The organism is Streptomyces sp. YGL11-2 (genome assembly GCF_050054615.1).
In the GTDB taxonomy this organism is placed as follows: Bacteria; Actinomycetota; Actinomycetes; order Streptomycetales; family Streptomycetaceae; genus Streptomyces.
Map to the genome: position 1 here is coordinate 17,141 of NZ_JBNHIN010000052.1, position 13,414 is coordinate 30,554.

Here is a 13,414-nt window from a genome sequence, read left to right on the forward strand (position 1 = left end):
ACCCGTCGGACTGGCCCCAGCCGTCCCGAGGAGTTCCCCGACATGCCCAAGCAGACCGTGGCCGAGCAGTTCATCGACATCCTGGTGCGTGCGGGCGTACGGCGGCTCTACGGTGTCGTCGGGGACAGCCTGAACCCGGTCGTGGACGCCATCCGCCGGCACTCCGGCATCGACTGGATCCAGGTCCGGCACGAGGAGGCCGCCGCGTTCGCCGCCGGGGCGGAGGCGCAGCTCACCGGGAAGCTGGCGGCCTGCGCCGGGTCCTGCGGGCCGGGCAACCTGCATCTGATCAACGGGCTTTACGACGCGCACCGCTCCATGGCGCCGGTACTGGCCCTCGCCTCGCACATCCCGTCCAGCGAGATCGGCACCGGCTTCTTCCAGGAGACGCACCCGGACCGGTTGTTCGCCGAGTGCAGCCACTACAGCGAGCTGATCTCCAGCGGCAGGCAGATGCCGCGGGTGCTCCAGACCGCGATCCAGCACGCCATCGGGCGGAGCGGGGTCTCGGTCGTCTCGCTCCCCGGCGACATCGCCGCCGAACCGGCTCCGGAGCGTGCGATCGAGCACGCGCTGGTGACCAGCCGCCCCTCGGTCCGCCCCGGCGACGACGAGATCGACCGGCTCGCCAGGATGGTCGACCGGGCCGGCAGGGTCACGCTGTTCTGCGGCAGCGGCACCGCGGGCGCGCACGCCGAGGTGATGGAGTTCGCGGAGCGTGTGAAGTCCCCGGTCGGGCACGCGCTGCGGGGCAAGGAGTGGATCCAGTACGAGAACCCGTACGACGTCGGCATGAGCGGGCTGCTCGGCTACGGTGCCGCCTACGAGGCCACCCACGAGTGCGATCTGCTGATCCTGCTGGGCACGGACTTCCCGTACAACGCCTTCCTGCCCGACGACGTGCCGATCGTCCAGGTGGACGTCAGGCCGGAGCACCTCGGCCGGCGCTCCCAGCTCGATCTCGCCGTCTGGGGCGATGTCCGCGAGACGCTGCGCTGCCTGATCCCCAGGGTCCGGGAGAAGACCGACCGCGGGTTCCTCGACCGGATGCTGAAGAAGCACGCGGACGCGCTGGAAGGAGTGGTCAAGGCGTACACCCGCAAGGTGGACAAGCATGTGCCGATCCACCCCGAGTACGTCGCGTCGGTCCTGGACGAGGAGGCCGCGGACGACGCGGTCTTCACCGTCGACACGGGCATGTGCAACGTCTGGGCGGCCCGCTACCTCAGCCCCAACGGCCGTCGGCGGGTGATCGGTTCGTTCACCCACGGCTCGATGGCGAACGCGCTGCCGCAGGCGATCGGGGCCCAGTTCCCCGAACGCGGCCGTCAGGTCGTCTCGATGTCGGGCGACGGTGGATTCACCATGCTGATGGGCGACTTCCTCACCCTGGTGCAGTACGACCTGCCGGTGAAGGTCGTACTGTTCAACAACTCCTCCCTCGGCATGGTGGAGTTGGAGATGATGGTCTCCGGTCTGCCGTCGTACGGCACGACCAACCGCAACCCCGACTTCGCCGCCATCGCCCGCGCGGCCGGGGCGCACGGCGAGCGGGTGGAGAAGCCCGGGCAGCTGCGCGGCGCGCTGCGCGACGCGTTCCGGCACAGGGGTCCGGCGCTGGTCGATGTCGTCACCGACCCCAACGCGCTGTCCATCCCGCCGAAGATCAGCGCCGAGATGGTGTCCGGCTTCGCGCTCTCGGCGGGCAAGATGGTGCTGGCCGGGGGAGTGGGTCGGATGGTGCAGCTGGCCCGCTCCAATCTCCGCAACATCCCGCGAGTGTGAGGAAGTTGGGGCGTCGGGGAGTCGACGGAGCGGGTCGGGGGCGTCGCGGCGGGGTCAGGGGGAGGGGCGGTGGCGCCGCGGGCGCAGCCGCAGGGTCAGGATCTGGAACGGGCGCAGGCTGACGGTGATTTCCGAGGTCGGGCCCGCTTCCTCGTCGTGGAGTGGGCGTTCCAGCAGGTCGGTGACGGCGGCGCGGTCGAGTGGGAATCCGGGGGAGAGGGTGCCGGTCGCGCGACCGCCGTGGGATTCGTAGAGGCGGACGATGACATCGCCGCTGCGGTCGTCGGCGAGTTTGACCGACTCGACGGTGAGGGCGGGGTGGTCGACGCGGACGAGCGGTGCGACGGGGGGTGCGGTGGCGGTCCGCAGGGGCAGGTTGAGGGCCAGGCCCTCGGCGATCGCCTCGCCGACCGCGGCGCCGGGGAGCAGCGCGTAGCGGAACCGGTGGCCGCCCTGGTCGGTCTCCGGGTCGGGGCTGTGCGGGGCGCGCAGCAGGGTGAGCCGTACGGTCGTGCCGAGGCCCTGGTCGTGGGGGGTGCGGGTGACGTCGTGGCCGTAGGTCGAGTCGTTGAGGAGGGCCACGCCGTAGCTGGGCTCGGCGACGTGCAGCCAGCGGTGGGCGCAGATCTCGAAACGGGCGGCGTCCCAGCTGGTGTTGGTGTGGGTGGGGCGGTGCACATGCCCGAACTGGATCTCGGCGGTGGACCGTTCGGCGTGCACGTCCAGGGGGAAGGCGGCCTTGAGGACCTTCTCCGACTCGTGCCAGTCGATGTCGGTGGTGATGTCGAGCCGGCGCGCCCCGGCCCGCAGGGTGAGGTCCTGGGTGACGTGGGAGTCGCCGAAGGTCCGGGTCACCCGCACGGTAGCGGAGAGCGGGCCGACCGCGAGCAGTTCGACGGAGTCGGCGTCGGTGAGATCGGTGTGGCGGTTGCGGTAGTGCCGGTCGAGGTCCCAGGCGTCGTACTGGTTGGGGTGGTCGGGGTGCAGCTGGAGGAGGTTGCCGCGCGCCCCGGGCGCCAGCACCTCGCGCCCGGTGGCGAGATCGCGTACGGAGGCCAGCAGGCCGTCGGCGTCGATCTCCACCCGCAGTTGCCCGTTGTCGAGGGTGAAGTGGCGGGCGCCGGCGCGGGTGCGTACGGGGGAGGGCGCGCCGGCGGCGGGCGGCGGGAGGGGGGCGGAGCCCAGGGCGGGGACGTGGACGGCGACGGCCTCGGCGTCCGGGCCGTCGGGCGGCTCGATGATCTCGTACCGGTCGTACGGTGCGGCGTTGAAGACCGCCGGTCCGGCCGCCGCGGCGGCCGGACCCGCCGCCAGCGCCCCGAGCGCCTCCTCGATCAGGCCGGTCAGCTCCGCCTCCACCGCGGCGTAGGCGTCGCGCGCCTCGCGGTGGACCCAGGCGATCGACGAGCCCGGCAGGATGTCGTGGAACTGGTGCAGGAGCACGGTCTTCCAGAGGCGGTCCAGCGCCTCGTACGGGTAGTCGTACGCGGCCCCGCCGGGCTCTCCGGCGGAGTGGACCGCCGCCGTTGCGGCCCACAACTCCGCCTCCCGCAGCAGGTGTTCGCTCCGCCGGTTGCCCTGTTTGGTCTTCGCCTGCGAGGTGTAGGTGCCGCGGTGGAACTGGAGGTAGAGCTCGCCCGACCAGACCGGGGCCGCCGCGCCGTACTCCTCGTGGGCGGCCGTGAAGAAGCGCGCCGGCGGTTCGACCGTGACGCGCGGGGAGCCCTCCAGCGAGCGCAGCCGGCGGGCCCGTTCGAGCATCTCGCGGGTGGGGCCGCCACCGCCGTCGCCCCAGCCGAACGGGACGAGGGAGCGGGTGGCGCGCCCCTTGTCGGCGAAGTTGCGTTCCGCGTGGGCGAGTTCGCGGCCGTGCAGCTGGGAGTTGTAGGTGTCGACGGGCGGGAAGTGGGTGAAGATCCGGGTGCCGTCGATGCCCTCCCACCAGAAGGTGTGGTGCGGCATCTTGTCCGTCTGGTTCCAGGAGAGCTTCTGGGTGAGGAACCAGCGCGCCCCGGCCAGCCGCGCGAGCTGCGGGAAGGCCGCGGTGTAGCCGAAGGAGTCGGGCAGCCAGACCTCCTCGGTCTCGACGCCGAACTCGTCCAGGAAGAAGCGCTTTCCGTGGGTGAGCTGGCGGGCCAGTGCCTCGCCGCCGGGCATGTTGGCGTCGGACTCCACCCACATCGACCCCACCGGCACCCAGTTTCCCCTGCGCACCGCCTCCTTGATGCGGGCCCAGAGGTGCGGCTGATGCTCCTTCACCCAGGCGTACTGCTGCGCCTGGGAGCAGGCGAAGACCAACTCCGGGTATTCGACGGCGAGTTGCGTGACGTTGGCGAAGGTCCGGGAGGCTTTGCGGACCGTCTCGCGCAGCGGCCACAGCCAGGCGGAGTCGATATGGGCGTGCCCGGTGGCCGCGACGCGGTGCGCGCTGGCGTGCGCCGGGCTGCTCAGTACGCCGGCCAGCTCCGCCCGCCCGGCCTGTGCCGTACCGCCGACCTCGTGCAGATCGACCGCGTCCAGCATGTTCTCCAGGGCGCGCAGGATCTCGTGCCGGCGGGGCCGGTCGACGGGCAGCTCGTGCATCAGCTCGGACAGCACCTCGATGTCGAGGAGCAACTGCCAGACGGTCTCGTCGAGCACGGCGAGGTCGGCGGAGGCGAAGCGGTAGAGGGGACGGCGGGGTGCGGTGCGCACGTCGCCGAGGTCGGTGGGGCGGAAGTCCCGCAGCACGGCCGGGTTCGCGGCGGCCTCCAGGAGGAGCCGGACCTCCTCGCCGCCCTGTGCGGGCGCGGCGACGGGGACGTGCCGGTTGCGCGGGTGGATGCCCTTGAGCGGGACACCGCGGGCGTCGTGGACCAGCCCCTCCGCCTGGAAGCCCGGTCCGTCGCCGCCGAAGCCCGGGTCGACGACGGCCTCCACCCGGCGCCCCGCCCACTCCCGCGGCACCTCGCCCGCCATCCGGAACCAGCTCGTCGACCAGGGCGGCCCCCAGACGTCCCCGACCGCGAACGGCTCGTACGCGGCCCGCAGCGCCTCGTCCACGGGCAGGGGTTCTCCTGGAACGTGCCAGACCTCCAGCCGCAGCGGCCGGCGCGCCGCGTACTGCGCGGGCCTGATGAACTGCCCCAGCGCCCGCTCCAGGCGCCCCTCCACCAGCAGTCGGTCGTCGTGCACAGCGGCTCCTCACGCTCGTACGGCACGCGCCCCGGCGCCGGGCCCGCGGACCGGGCGCGCTCCGGGCGTACCGGAGGCATACCCACTCGCGGGCCGGTGGCGAGCGAGGGGCGTCCGTCCGTGCTGCCCGGGGCGCCTGGGTCGTACGGGGCGGCCCGGACGCGGCGGCGCTCGCGGTCGGCAAGCGGAAGCATGGCGCCGGGCCGGGTGGGAATGCTGACCGTGAGGCTGTTCGAGGCAGAGCGCCGAGGGTTCGTTGGGGGCGGGGGAGAGCATGCGTCAGCCTGTGCGGCGCGAGGATCGGGACAGACGACAGGACGCGGCGGGGAGGAACGGGGGCGGAGCGGTCGCGACCCGGGCGCCGGGGATGCTGGAACGGAAGGTGCGGCAGGCCGATCTGAAGGCCGTCGGCGAGGTGCGCAGGGAGCTGCGTCAGCTGCTGAGGCGGTGGGCGCTGCCGGACGGCAGGGAGGCGGCGGACGCGGACGTCGCCACGCTGCTGGTCAGTGAGCTGGTCACCAACGCCCTGGTGCACGCCGACGGCGGGGCGGTGGTGACGGCCCGGATCACCGACCGGTTACGGGTGGAGGTACGGGACTTCGCCGCGGGACGTCCGGAGCCGCGGGCGGCCACGGCTGACGGGACGTCAGGTCGTGGGCTGATGCTGGTGCGTTCCTTAGCGGACGCGTGGGGCATCCGGTCCGAGGGCATCGGCAAGTGCGTGTGGTTCGAGTTGGGCGGCGGACCGGCCTGACGCGGAGCCGGGGGTGACGGTCGGCGCGGTCCGCCACCCCTCACCCGAATTGCCGTTCGATCTCGGCGAGTTTCTCTTCCAACGAGTCCAGTCGCGGCAGCGCCTGGGTGTCGTCCTCGGCGGTGAGATCGACGGTCATCCGCCGTCCGGACACGGTATCGGTGGCGTCAGCGCCGGTGACGGCCTTGAGGGCCCGGCGGGAGCGCTTTGGCGGTTCTCCTGGCAGCAGTGTCATGGGGTCGTCGACTATGGCGGATTCCGGGCCGGCATGCGCGCCCGCCGTCTCCCGCCCGGTCTCCGCGACGGCCTTCCCGGTCACCTGCGCCGCGGTCTGCGGCCCCGCGGTCACCGCCAGCGGGCGCTGGCCGGCGCGGCCGATGCCCCAGGAGCGGTGCTGCCGGTTGAGCGCCTTGATGCGGGCCCGGTCGAGCTTGCCCTGCTCGCGCCTGCGGAGCCGGTTCAGCTCCTTCTCCCGTTTGTCCTCGCGGACTTCCTCGACCGCCTCGTCCAGCGTCCGTACGCCCTCCAGCAGCATCAGCGACCAGGCCGCGAAGGTCTCCCGCGGGGCCCGCAGCCAGCGCACGATCCGGATCTGCGGGAGCGGGCGGGGCACCAGGCCCTGCTCGCGCAGCGCCGCCCGGCGGGTCTGCTTCAGCGCCCGGTCGAAGAGGACCGCGGCGGAGAGCGACATCCCGGCGAAGAACTGCGGTGCGCCCGCGTGGTCCATGCCGCGCGGCGCGTGCACCCAGTTGAACCAGGCGGCGGCGCCCGCGAACGTCCACACCAGCATCCGGGAGCCGAGCGCCGCGTCGCCGTGGCTGGCCTCGCGCACCGCCAGTACGGAGCAGAACATCGCCGCGCCGTCGAGCCCGAACGGCACCAGGTACTCCCAGCCGCCGGTGAGGCCCAGGTTCTGCACGCCGAAGCCGACCAGTCCGTGGAAGGAGAGCGCCGCGGCCACCGCGGCGCAGCAGAACAGCAGCAGATAGGAGGCCGAGGCGAAGACGGCTTCCTTACGTCGTCGTCGTTCCTCGCTGCGCTCCCAGGAGTCTTCGCCGGCGCCTTCCCCGGCGCGTTTCCCGCGCAGCAGGACGACGGTGGTCGCCATGGCACCGGCCAGCAGCAGAACGGCTGGAATCAGCCAATTTAGCGATATATCGGTCATTTTCATTCCAGGTCCCTTGCTTCACGTTGCCGCGCGTGCGCGGATTCGCGCGCCATCCTGTCGGAAGTGGTCCCGCTCCCAGGGGGTTTCGGAACAAGAGAATGCCAAGGGGTGCCGGAGTGGGCAGTTGGACGCCGATGGCGTCGAACTCCCTTTCAGGTGGGGTGAGTTGCGTACGAATTCACACCACCTCTTCGAGTGGCGGGGTGGGTCAGGCGGTTGCCGTGAGGCGCTTGATGCGGTCGGCGTCGCCGGTGCGCGGACAGGTGACGCAGGTGTCCTCGGGGCGCAGCGTGTAGAACATGCAGCAGCTCGCCCGGTCCCGTGTCGGCAGCGCCTGGCCGTCCGGCCCGGTCAGCTCGCGGAACGCCGCGTTCCCCACGTACGGCGCGGTGCCGCCCGGCAGCAGCCGTTCCAGCTCGGCCACCGCACGCCGCTCCTCGCCCAGGAGATGGCCGACGTACCAGAGCCCCTCGACGATCTCGTCGGACGCCATCCCCCACAGCGCCCGCGGCCCGCGCCGCATCCGGGTGCGGAAACCGTCGAGCACGGGCCCCAGGTGCTCGGCCACCGCCGCCCGCACCTCGGCGCGCAGGGCCTCTTCGTCCGCCACCACGCGCGCGCCGGGCAGACCCGCCGCAGGATCGTCCGGAAGACACCCGAACGAGCCGACCCGTACCGCCATCCGGCCCATCGCCCGCTGGAAGCGGACGTCCTCAAGGGGCAGCCGCGGCACCCGGCGGTGCAGGAACCACGGGACGGTGATCAGCAGGCAGGCGGGCCAGGCGTAGCGGTGCAGCGCGAAGCTCGCGACGACGTCGGGGCGGGCGCGCTGCCTGTAATCCCGCAGGATCTGCGCGTCGTCCCAGGAGAGGAAGGAGTCCAGCGCCGCACCGCCCGCCGCCAGCCCGACCGCGCCCACCCATCCGTCGCCGTTCGGCGGTGCCGCGTCCCACAGGGACACCCGCAGTGCGGGGAACACCTCGGTGAGCCGGGCGTACGCGTCCTCGACGGGGTGGAGGGCGGGCACGGCGGCGACGGCAGAAGTCATGCGGGAGACCACCGAATCGCGAGCGTTGGCAGGTAAGGCTTACCTTATCCGAAATCCCTACCCACGCCCGCGGAGGTGTGAACCGGCGCCTCGGCCGCTTATGGTGCTGGCAACCGTCAGGAGGAACCGTCATGGAGCAGGGCACAGCGGAACAGCAGCCGCACACCGGGGCCCGGCTGCCCGCGCAGGCCGCCTCCGCCGTGCCGCACGGCGCCCGGCCGGCCGCGCCCGACCCGCACGTGCCGCGCCAGCAGCCGCAGCGCCACTCGGTCCGCGGCCAGATCCTGGCGGCGCTGCGCCAGGCCCTGACCGCGGGCGAGCTCGCCGCCGGCGAGGTCTACTCGGCGCCGGTGCTCGCCGAGCGGTACGGCGTCTCCGCGACCCCGGTGCGCGAGGCCATGCAGCAGCTCGCCGGGGAAGGGGCCGTCGAGATCGTCCCCAACCGTGGCTTCCGGGTCTGCGAGCGCAGCCCCCGCGACCTCGCGGAGCTCGCCGAGGTCCGCACCATGCTGGAGGTACCCGCGATCGTCCGGCTGGCCAGGGCGATCCCGCCGGAGCGGTGGGAGGAGCTGCGCCCGCTCGCGGAGGCCGGCGTCACCGCCGCCGCCCACGGCGACCGGGCCGGCTACGCCGACGCCGACCACGCCTTCCACCAGGCCCTGATCGCCCTCACCGGCAACCGCCGGCTCACCCAGGTCACCGGCGATCTGCTGCGCCGCACCCAGTGGCCGGCCGGCGGCACCCGGCGCCGTACGGCCGATCTGCTGGCCGACGCCTCCGAGCACACGGCCCTGCTCGACGCCCTGATCGCCCAGGAGCACGCGGTCGCCGAACGGATCGCCCGAGAGCACCTGTCGGCGGCGCGGCACCTGCACTGAGAAACGGGGGCGGGGGAGGGGGCGGGAGGGAAGGGCCGCCGGGGTCGGTGGGTAACCGTCCGCGCCGGGGGATGATCGCGGGGTCCCGGGACGCGGCGCGCGGCGGCTGTGCGGCCCCGGCCGCGGCGTACCGGGCGGCGTATCGCCGCCGGTCCGACGGCGCGGGCTCAGAGGGCGGGCAGCAACTCCACCAGCGGCAGCGCCGCGACATCGGCGGCGGGCCGGGAGACGTACAGGTCGGCGTGGTAGAAGCCGTCGGACTCCTTGCCGGTGACGGACAGCCCGCGCGCCGCCAGCGCGTCGAAGGCCGCCCGCCGCTCGTCGTCGCCGGTGAACCGCCGCTGGCGGAACGTACGGGTGGTGACCTTCTCCGTGACCAGGCCGGCGCGGTCCAGCACCGCGGAGATCGGCTGGTAGGACACCGCACGCAGCACGAACGCGGCGACCCAGGGCGGCGCGGTGAGGCAGTCGAAGAGCTGGGCGAAGGTGCGCGCGGTGATGTAGCCGACGCCGCCGGTGACGGTGATCAGTTCGGTGCCGTCGAGGGCGCTGCGCAGTGCGGGGCTGGGCGCGTCGCGCTCCAGGTTCTCCGGGAAGCCGCGGTCGATCAGGCCGACCGACCGGGCGTAGTCGACCGCGCGGTCCGCCGCGTCGATGCCGGTCACCCGGGCCGCGTCGGGGCGGCGGCGGGTGGCGAAGAACCTGCGGTCGTCGGAGGCGAGTTGGCTGCTCGACAGGGCCTGCCGGGCGGGGCCGGCGTAGTGCCGGTAGAGATCGTCGAGGGTGACGTCGTGGTTGAGCAGCGCGGCGTTGACCCCGTATGAGCAGCACAGGTCGACGACGCGCAGTGGCGGCCGGTCGCTGCGCCGCCGCTGCAGGGCTTCGGCGACGGCGCGGAACACCGCCTGGCCGTGGTGCGGAATCTGGTACTCCAGGGGTTGCAGTGTGGTGAAGTACCGGCGTGGATCAGGGCAGTTGTAGATCGCCTCGAAATCCGCCTTGCCCCAGTCGGTTCCAGCGGTGGTGGGGGTCACTCCTGGTGCCACGGTTCGGCCTCCTGCAAAGGCATCTGCCATAGGGAGCTGGTCCCGGACCAGCATTCAGGCCGCGCCGTCGCGTCACAGTGCGACTTGCGGCCATTCTCGGGGCCCCTGGGACGCGGAGCTACCGTCCGGTCCGCGGCCCGCGCACCGGCACCATCCATCGTGGCCCGGCCGATCCCTCGCCGCCACCGCACGCTTCCAGCCAATCGGAGTGACCGGCGGCATGGCCGATCGCGGGGGGTTGACGGGGGCGGGGCGGCCGCCTGTACGGCCGGGGCCGGGGGGTGGGCACCCGGGTGTACGGATCGGGGGGCGGTGCTGTGCACGCCCGGGGGTCAGGGAGGGGCGGGGGCGTACGTGCGCCCGGGGCCGGGGGTGGGATGGCGCCGTATGCGCCTGCCCCCGGCCTGGTGTCGCGCTGTACGAGTGCCCCCGGTCCGCGCTGTCGGGCCCGGACCGGGGGCCGATGTGCGGGCGGTGGGGCTACGAGTCCGTTGCGTCCGGGGGGAGTTGGTCGGCGAGCCAGGTGGGGAGGCCGCCCATGAGGCGGAAGAGGCGGGCGGCCTCGGTGCGGAGGCGGGCGGCCTCGTCGTCCGGGGCGGCGTCGGCCAGGGCGACCAGGGCCGGCGCGGTGCCGACGAGGAAGCCCAGTTCCTCGCGGATCCGCAGGGACTCGGCGAAGCCGTGCCGGGCCTCCGCCAACTCCCCGTCGCGCAGCGCGAGTCCGGCCAGATGGCGCCAGGTGAAGGACAGCAGCAGGATGTCGCCGTGGGCGGTGGCGCCGGCGTGCGCGCGGCGGTAGGCGGCGCGGGCCGCGTCGGGGCTGTCGGCGACGTGTTCGGCCATCAGCCCGCGCCGGAAGTCCAGCAGCGGCCGGCCGGCCGCCGTCGGGGCGAGCAGCGCGGCGGCCCTGCCCAGCGCCGAACGCGCTTCGTCGGCGCGGTCGCGGACGCCCAACACCGTTGCGGTGTAGGCGAGATGGCCGCGTTCGCAGGCCGCGTCGCCGCGTTCCTCGTCGTCGCCGGCCAGTGCCTCCGCGGCGCGCAGCGCGTCCTCGGCCTCGGCCCAGCCGGCGGCCGTGAACATGCAGCGCTCGACGAGGAGCGCGGCGCGGCGTAGCGCGGCGGGGGCGTGGTGGGCGGCGTGTGGTTCCAGGAGTACGGCCGCGTCGTGCCAGCAGCCGCGGGAGCGCAGCCGCCAAACGGCGCGGTCGAGGGGGTCTTCCCCCTCGACCGTTCTGGATGTTGCTGGTAGCACCGGTGCGGATGCGGGTCCTGGCACCTGGGCCGGTACCGGATCCGCGGACCTGAGGGAATCCGCTGAATCCGCGGATCCTGGCATGGCGGTATCCGCCACATTGCCCTCCCCGAGCGCGCCGTTGAGCGGGAAATTCGGATGCAGTGGGCGAATCTCAGCACGAATTCCGGCGCCGGGCCAGGGGGGTGGGTGAATGATTTCACAATCGGGTGAGGGGTCGCCGCGGCGGCTTCCGGGAGCCTGATCGGCCGTGGCCTGGCATGCGGCACCCCGCCGGTGCGGGATGACCCTTGATGTGATGCCGCCCGATCGTGGTACCTCGAATGGCGGATAGGGGCGGACGGGTACGGGACGTGCCCGGACGTTCGGTGTGCCGTTCGTGCGGGGCCGGGTCGGGCGGGGGTCCGCCCTCGCCCGTCAGCTCATCCGGAGGGCCAGGAAGAAGTCCAGCTTGTCCTCCAGGCGCGAGAGGTCGCGGCCGGTCAGCTGCTCGATGCGGCCCACGCGGTAGCGGAGCGTGTTGACGTGCAGGTGGAGGCGGGTGGCGCAGCGGGTCCAGGAGCCGTCGCAGTCGAGGAACGCCTCCAGGGTGGGGATCAGCTCGGCGCGGTGGCGGCGGTCGTAGTCGCGCAGCGGGTCCAGGAGGCGGGCGGTGAAGGCGCGCCGGACGTCGTCGGGGACGAAGGGCAGCAGCAGGACGTGGGAGGCGAGCTCCTCATGGCCGGCGGCGCAGACCCGGCCGGGGCGGGCGGCGGCGACCCGGCGGGCGTGCCGGGCCTCCTCCAGGGCGCCGCGCAGGCCCTCGGCGGAGTGCACGGAGGCGCTGACGCCGACGGTGAGGCGGCCGTCGCCGTCCAGGCCGCGGCTGAGCGGGGCCTGGACGACACCGAGCAGGGCGTCGGCGTGCAGGCCGTCCGCCGAGGTGCCGTCCTCGGAGTCGTCCGGGACGGCCGGCAGCGGGACCAGGGCCACCGCCTCGTCGCCGGTGTGGGCGACGGCGATCCGGTCGGAGGGCTCGGGGCCGAAGGTGCCGGGGTCGACCAGCACCTCCTCCAGGAGACTCTGGGCCACCGGGCCGCCGGGCACGTCGCCGCCCTCCCATTCGACCCGGGCGACCACGATCTGCCAGTGCGGGGCGGTGCCCAGCCCGGGGAGCAGCACGGGCGCCGCCACCCGGAGCCGGGCGGCGATCTCGGCGGGCGGCGCGCCGGTCTGGACCAGTTCCAGGACCTCCTGGGCGAGCCGGCGGCGGACGGTGCGGGCGGCGTCGCGGCGGTCGCGTTCGACGGCGATCAGCTGGGTGACGCCGTGCAGCAGGTCGAGACGCTCCTCGGGCCAGTCGCCGGCGTCCGCCTCGACGGCCAGCAGCCAGTCGCTGAGCAGCGTCTGGCGCAGGTCACGGCCCTCGTAGCGGATCGGGAAGAGGGAGTAGGTGGCGCCGGCGAGCGTGATCCGGTGGGGGCCGCGGCGGCCGGTACGGGCGGCGGCCAGATGCTCGCCGGCGAGCCGGGCGCCCAGCTCCGCGGGCAGCTCGGGCCCGGAGTCGGCGAGTGTCGAGCCGGCGATCTGGCGGCCGGTGGGGGAGAGCACCCAGGCCCGCAGGTCGAGGTCGGAGCCGAGCAGGTCCAGGACGACCTCGGGGCCGCCGCCGGCGGGGCCGGACGTCATCAGGCGCCGGTGCCGGTCCACGACGGCGGCCAGGTCGCCGGCCCGCTCGCTGGAGACCTGCCGGACGACGTGCTCGGTGATGGAGGCGAACGAGACGTCCTCGTCGACCGAGAAGAGCGGCAGGCGGTGCCGGAGGCAGGCTTGTACGAGGTCGTCGGGGATCGCCCCCAGCTCGGCCTCGCCGGCCGCGAGTCCGGCGACCCCGGCGGCGGCCAGGATGCGGACGAACCGCTCGGAGTCCTCCGGTTCGCGGCGCCAGGCCAGACCGGTGAGCACCAGCTCACCGCCGGAGAGATAACGGCTGGGATCCCGCAGGTCGGTGGTCATCACGCCACGGACGGTGCGGTCCAGCTCCTCCTCGCCCCCGAGGAGCCGGAGACCCAGAGAATGTGTGTCCAGGAGTGCGCGGAGCCGCATGACCTCGCCCGCCGTTCTTTGCTGTCTCGTGTTGCCGGTGGAATGCCGCGAGGTTTTGAATCCTCGTCTTTCGTTCGAATCTACAAGACGGGCACCGTGGCCAGCCAACCGCTTCATGGTTTCGGTGACTGCACCGGGTGGGTGCAGTGCGCGTTCACTAAGCCCAACCGCGTTAACAAGACATGAACGGCTCGATGGCGACGAGGACCCGGCGTCCTCACC

General features: G+C 73.4%; 9 protein-coding genes. 3 read left to right on the plus strand and 6 right to left on the minus strand.

All coding sequences use genetic code 11. The features are described from left to right. Positions 1-42: 42 nt before the first annotated feature. Positions 43-1,785 (plus strand): pyruvate dehydrogenase, encoded by a 1,743-nt coding sequence (locus tag ACO1BR_RS35960; RefSeq protein ID WP_426799315.1) that lies wholly within the window; start codon positions 43-45, stop codon positions 1,783-1,785. A gap of 54 nt (positions 1,786-1,839) precedes the next feature. Here ACO1BR_RS35960 and ACO1BR_RS35965 read toward each other — a convergent pair whose 3' ends face one another. Continuing rightward, complete coding sequence (locus ACO1BR_RS35965) at positions 1,840-4,959, minus strand: alpha-mannosidase (protein WP_426799316.1); 3,120 nt, start codon at positions 4,957-4,959, stop codon at positions 1,840-1,842. Between the two features lie 367 nt (positions 4,960-5,326). Between ACO1BR_RS35965 and ACO1BR_RS35970 the strand changes: the two genes are divergently transcribed. Next, positions 5,327-5,713 carry an ATP-binding protein gene (locus tag ACO1BR_RS35970; RefSeq protein WP_426799317.1) on the plus strand — a complete coding sequence of 129 codons (387 nt, stop codon included), beginning with the start codon at positions 5,327-5,329 and terminating at the stop codon, positions 5,711-5,713. A 40-nt stretch (positions 5,714-5,753) separates the two neighbouring features. On the opposite strand, the gene ACO1BR_RS35975 is transcribed toward ACO1BR_RS35970, so the two are convergent. After that, a complete protein-coding gene (locus ACO1BR_RS35975; protein WP_426799318.1) occupies positions 5,754-6,884 on the minus strand; it encodes a DUF2637 domain-containing protein in 1,131 nt (376 codons plus the stop codon). 205 nt (positions 6,885-7,089) lie between these two features. After that, on the minus strand, positions 7,090-7,929 hold the full coding sequence (locus tag ACO1BR_RS35980) for a (2Fe-2S)-binding protein (RefSeq protein WP_426799319.1): 840 nt from the start codon (positions 7,927-7,929) through the stop codon (positions 7,090-7,092). A 131-nt stretch (positions 7,930-8,060) separates the two neighbouring features. Here ACO1BR_RS35980 and ACO1BR_RS35985 point away from each other — a divergent pair, with 131 nt between their 5' ends. Then, a complete protein-coding gene (locus tag ACO1BR_RS35985; protein WP_426799320.1) occupies positions 8,061-8,807 on the plus strand; it encodes a GntR family transcriptional regulator in 747 nt (248 codons plus the stop codon). A gap of 167 nt (positions 8,808-8,974) precedes the next feature. On the opposite strand, the gene ACO1BR_RS35990 is transcribed toward ACO1BR_RS35985, so the two are convergent. The 3 genes from ACO1BR_RS35990 to ACO1BR_RS36000 form a co-directional block, all read right to left on the minus strand. Further along, positions 8,975-9,853 carry a hypothetical protein gene (locus tag ACO1BR_RS35990; protein WP_426799321.1) on the minus strand — a complete coding sequence of 293 codons (879 nt, stop codon included), beginning with the start codon at positions 9,851-9,853 and terminating at the stop codon, positions 8,975-8,977. Positions 9,854-10,333: 480 nt separating this feature from the next. Continuing rightward, on the minus strand, positions 10,334-11,191 hold the full coding sequence (locus tag ACO1BR_RS35995; protein WP_426799322.1) for a hypothetical protein: 858 nt from the start codon (positions 11,189-11,191) through the stop codon (positions 10,334-10,336). 333 nt (positions 11,192-11,524) lie between these two features. After that, positions 11,525-13,192, minus strand: coding sequence for a PucR family transcriptional regulator (locus ACO1BR_RS36000; RefSeq protein WP_426799323.1), 1,668 nt, complete (start codon positions 13,190-13,192; stop codon positions 11,525-11,527). Between the last annotated feature and the right edge of the window lie 222 nt (positions 13,193-13,414).

Excerpts from the sequence above, each read along its gene's own strand:
- ACO1BR_RS35960 (WP_426799315.1), top strand. The coding sequence starts at position 43 with ATGCCCAAGCAGACCGTGGCCGAGCAGTTCATCGACATCCTGGTGCGT.
- ACO1BR_RS35970 (WP_426799317.1), top strand. The coding sequence starts at position 5,327 with ATGCTGGAACGGAAGGTGCGGCAGGCCGATCTGAAGGCCGTCGGCGAG.
- ACO1BR_RS35975 (WP_426799318.1), bottom strand. The coding sequence starts at position 6,884 with ATGAAAATGACCGATATATCGCTAAATTGGCTGATTCCAGCCGTTCTG.
- ACO1BR_RS35980 (WP_426799319.1), bottom strand. The coding sequence starts at position 7,929 with ATGACTTCTGCCGTCGCCGCCGTGCCCGCCCTCCACCCCGTCGAGGAC.
- ACO1BR_RS35985 (WP_426799320.1), top strand. The coding sequence starts at position 8,061 with ATGGAGCAGGGCACAGCGGAACAGCAGCCGCACACCGGGGCCCGGCTG.
- ACO1BR_RS35995 (WP_426799322.1), bottom strand. The coding sequence starts at position 11,191 with ATGCCAGGATCCGCGGATTCAGCGGATTCCCTCAGGTCCGCGGATCCG.
- ACO1BR_RS36000 (WP_426799323.1), bottom strand. The coding sequence starts at position 13,192 with ATGCGGCTCCGCGCACTCCTGGACACACATTCTCTGGGTCTCCGGCTC.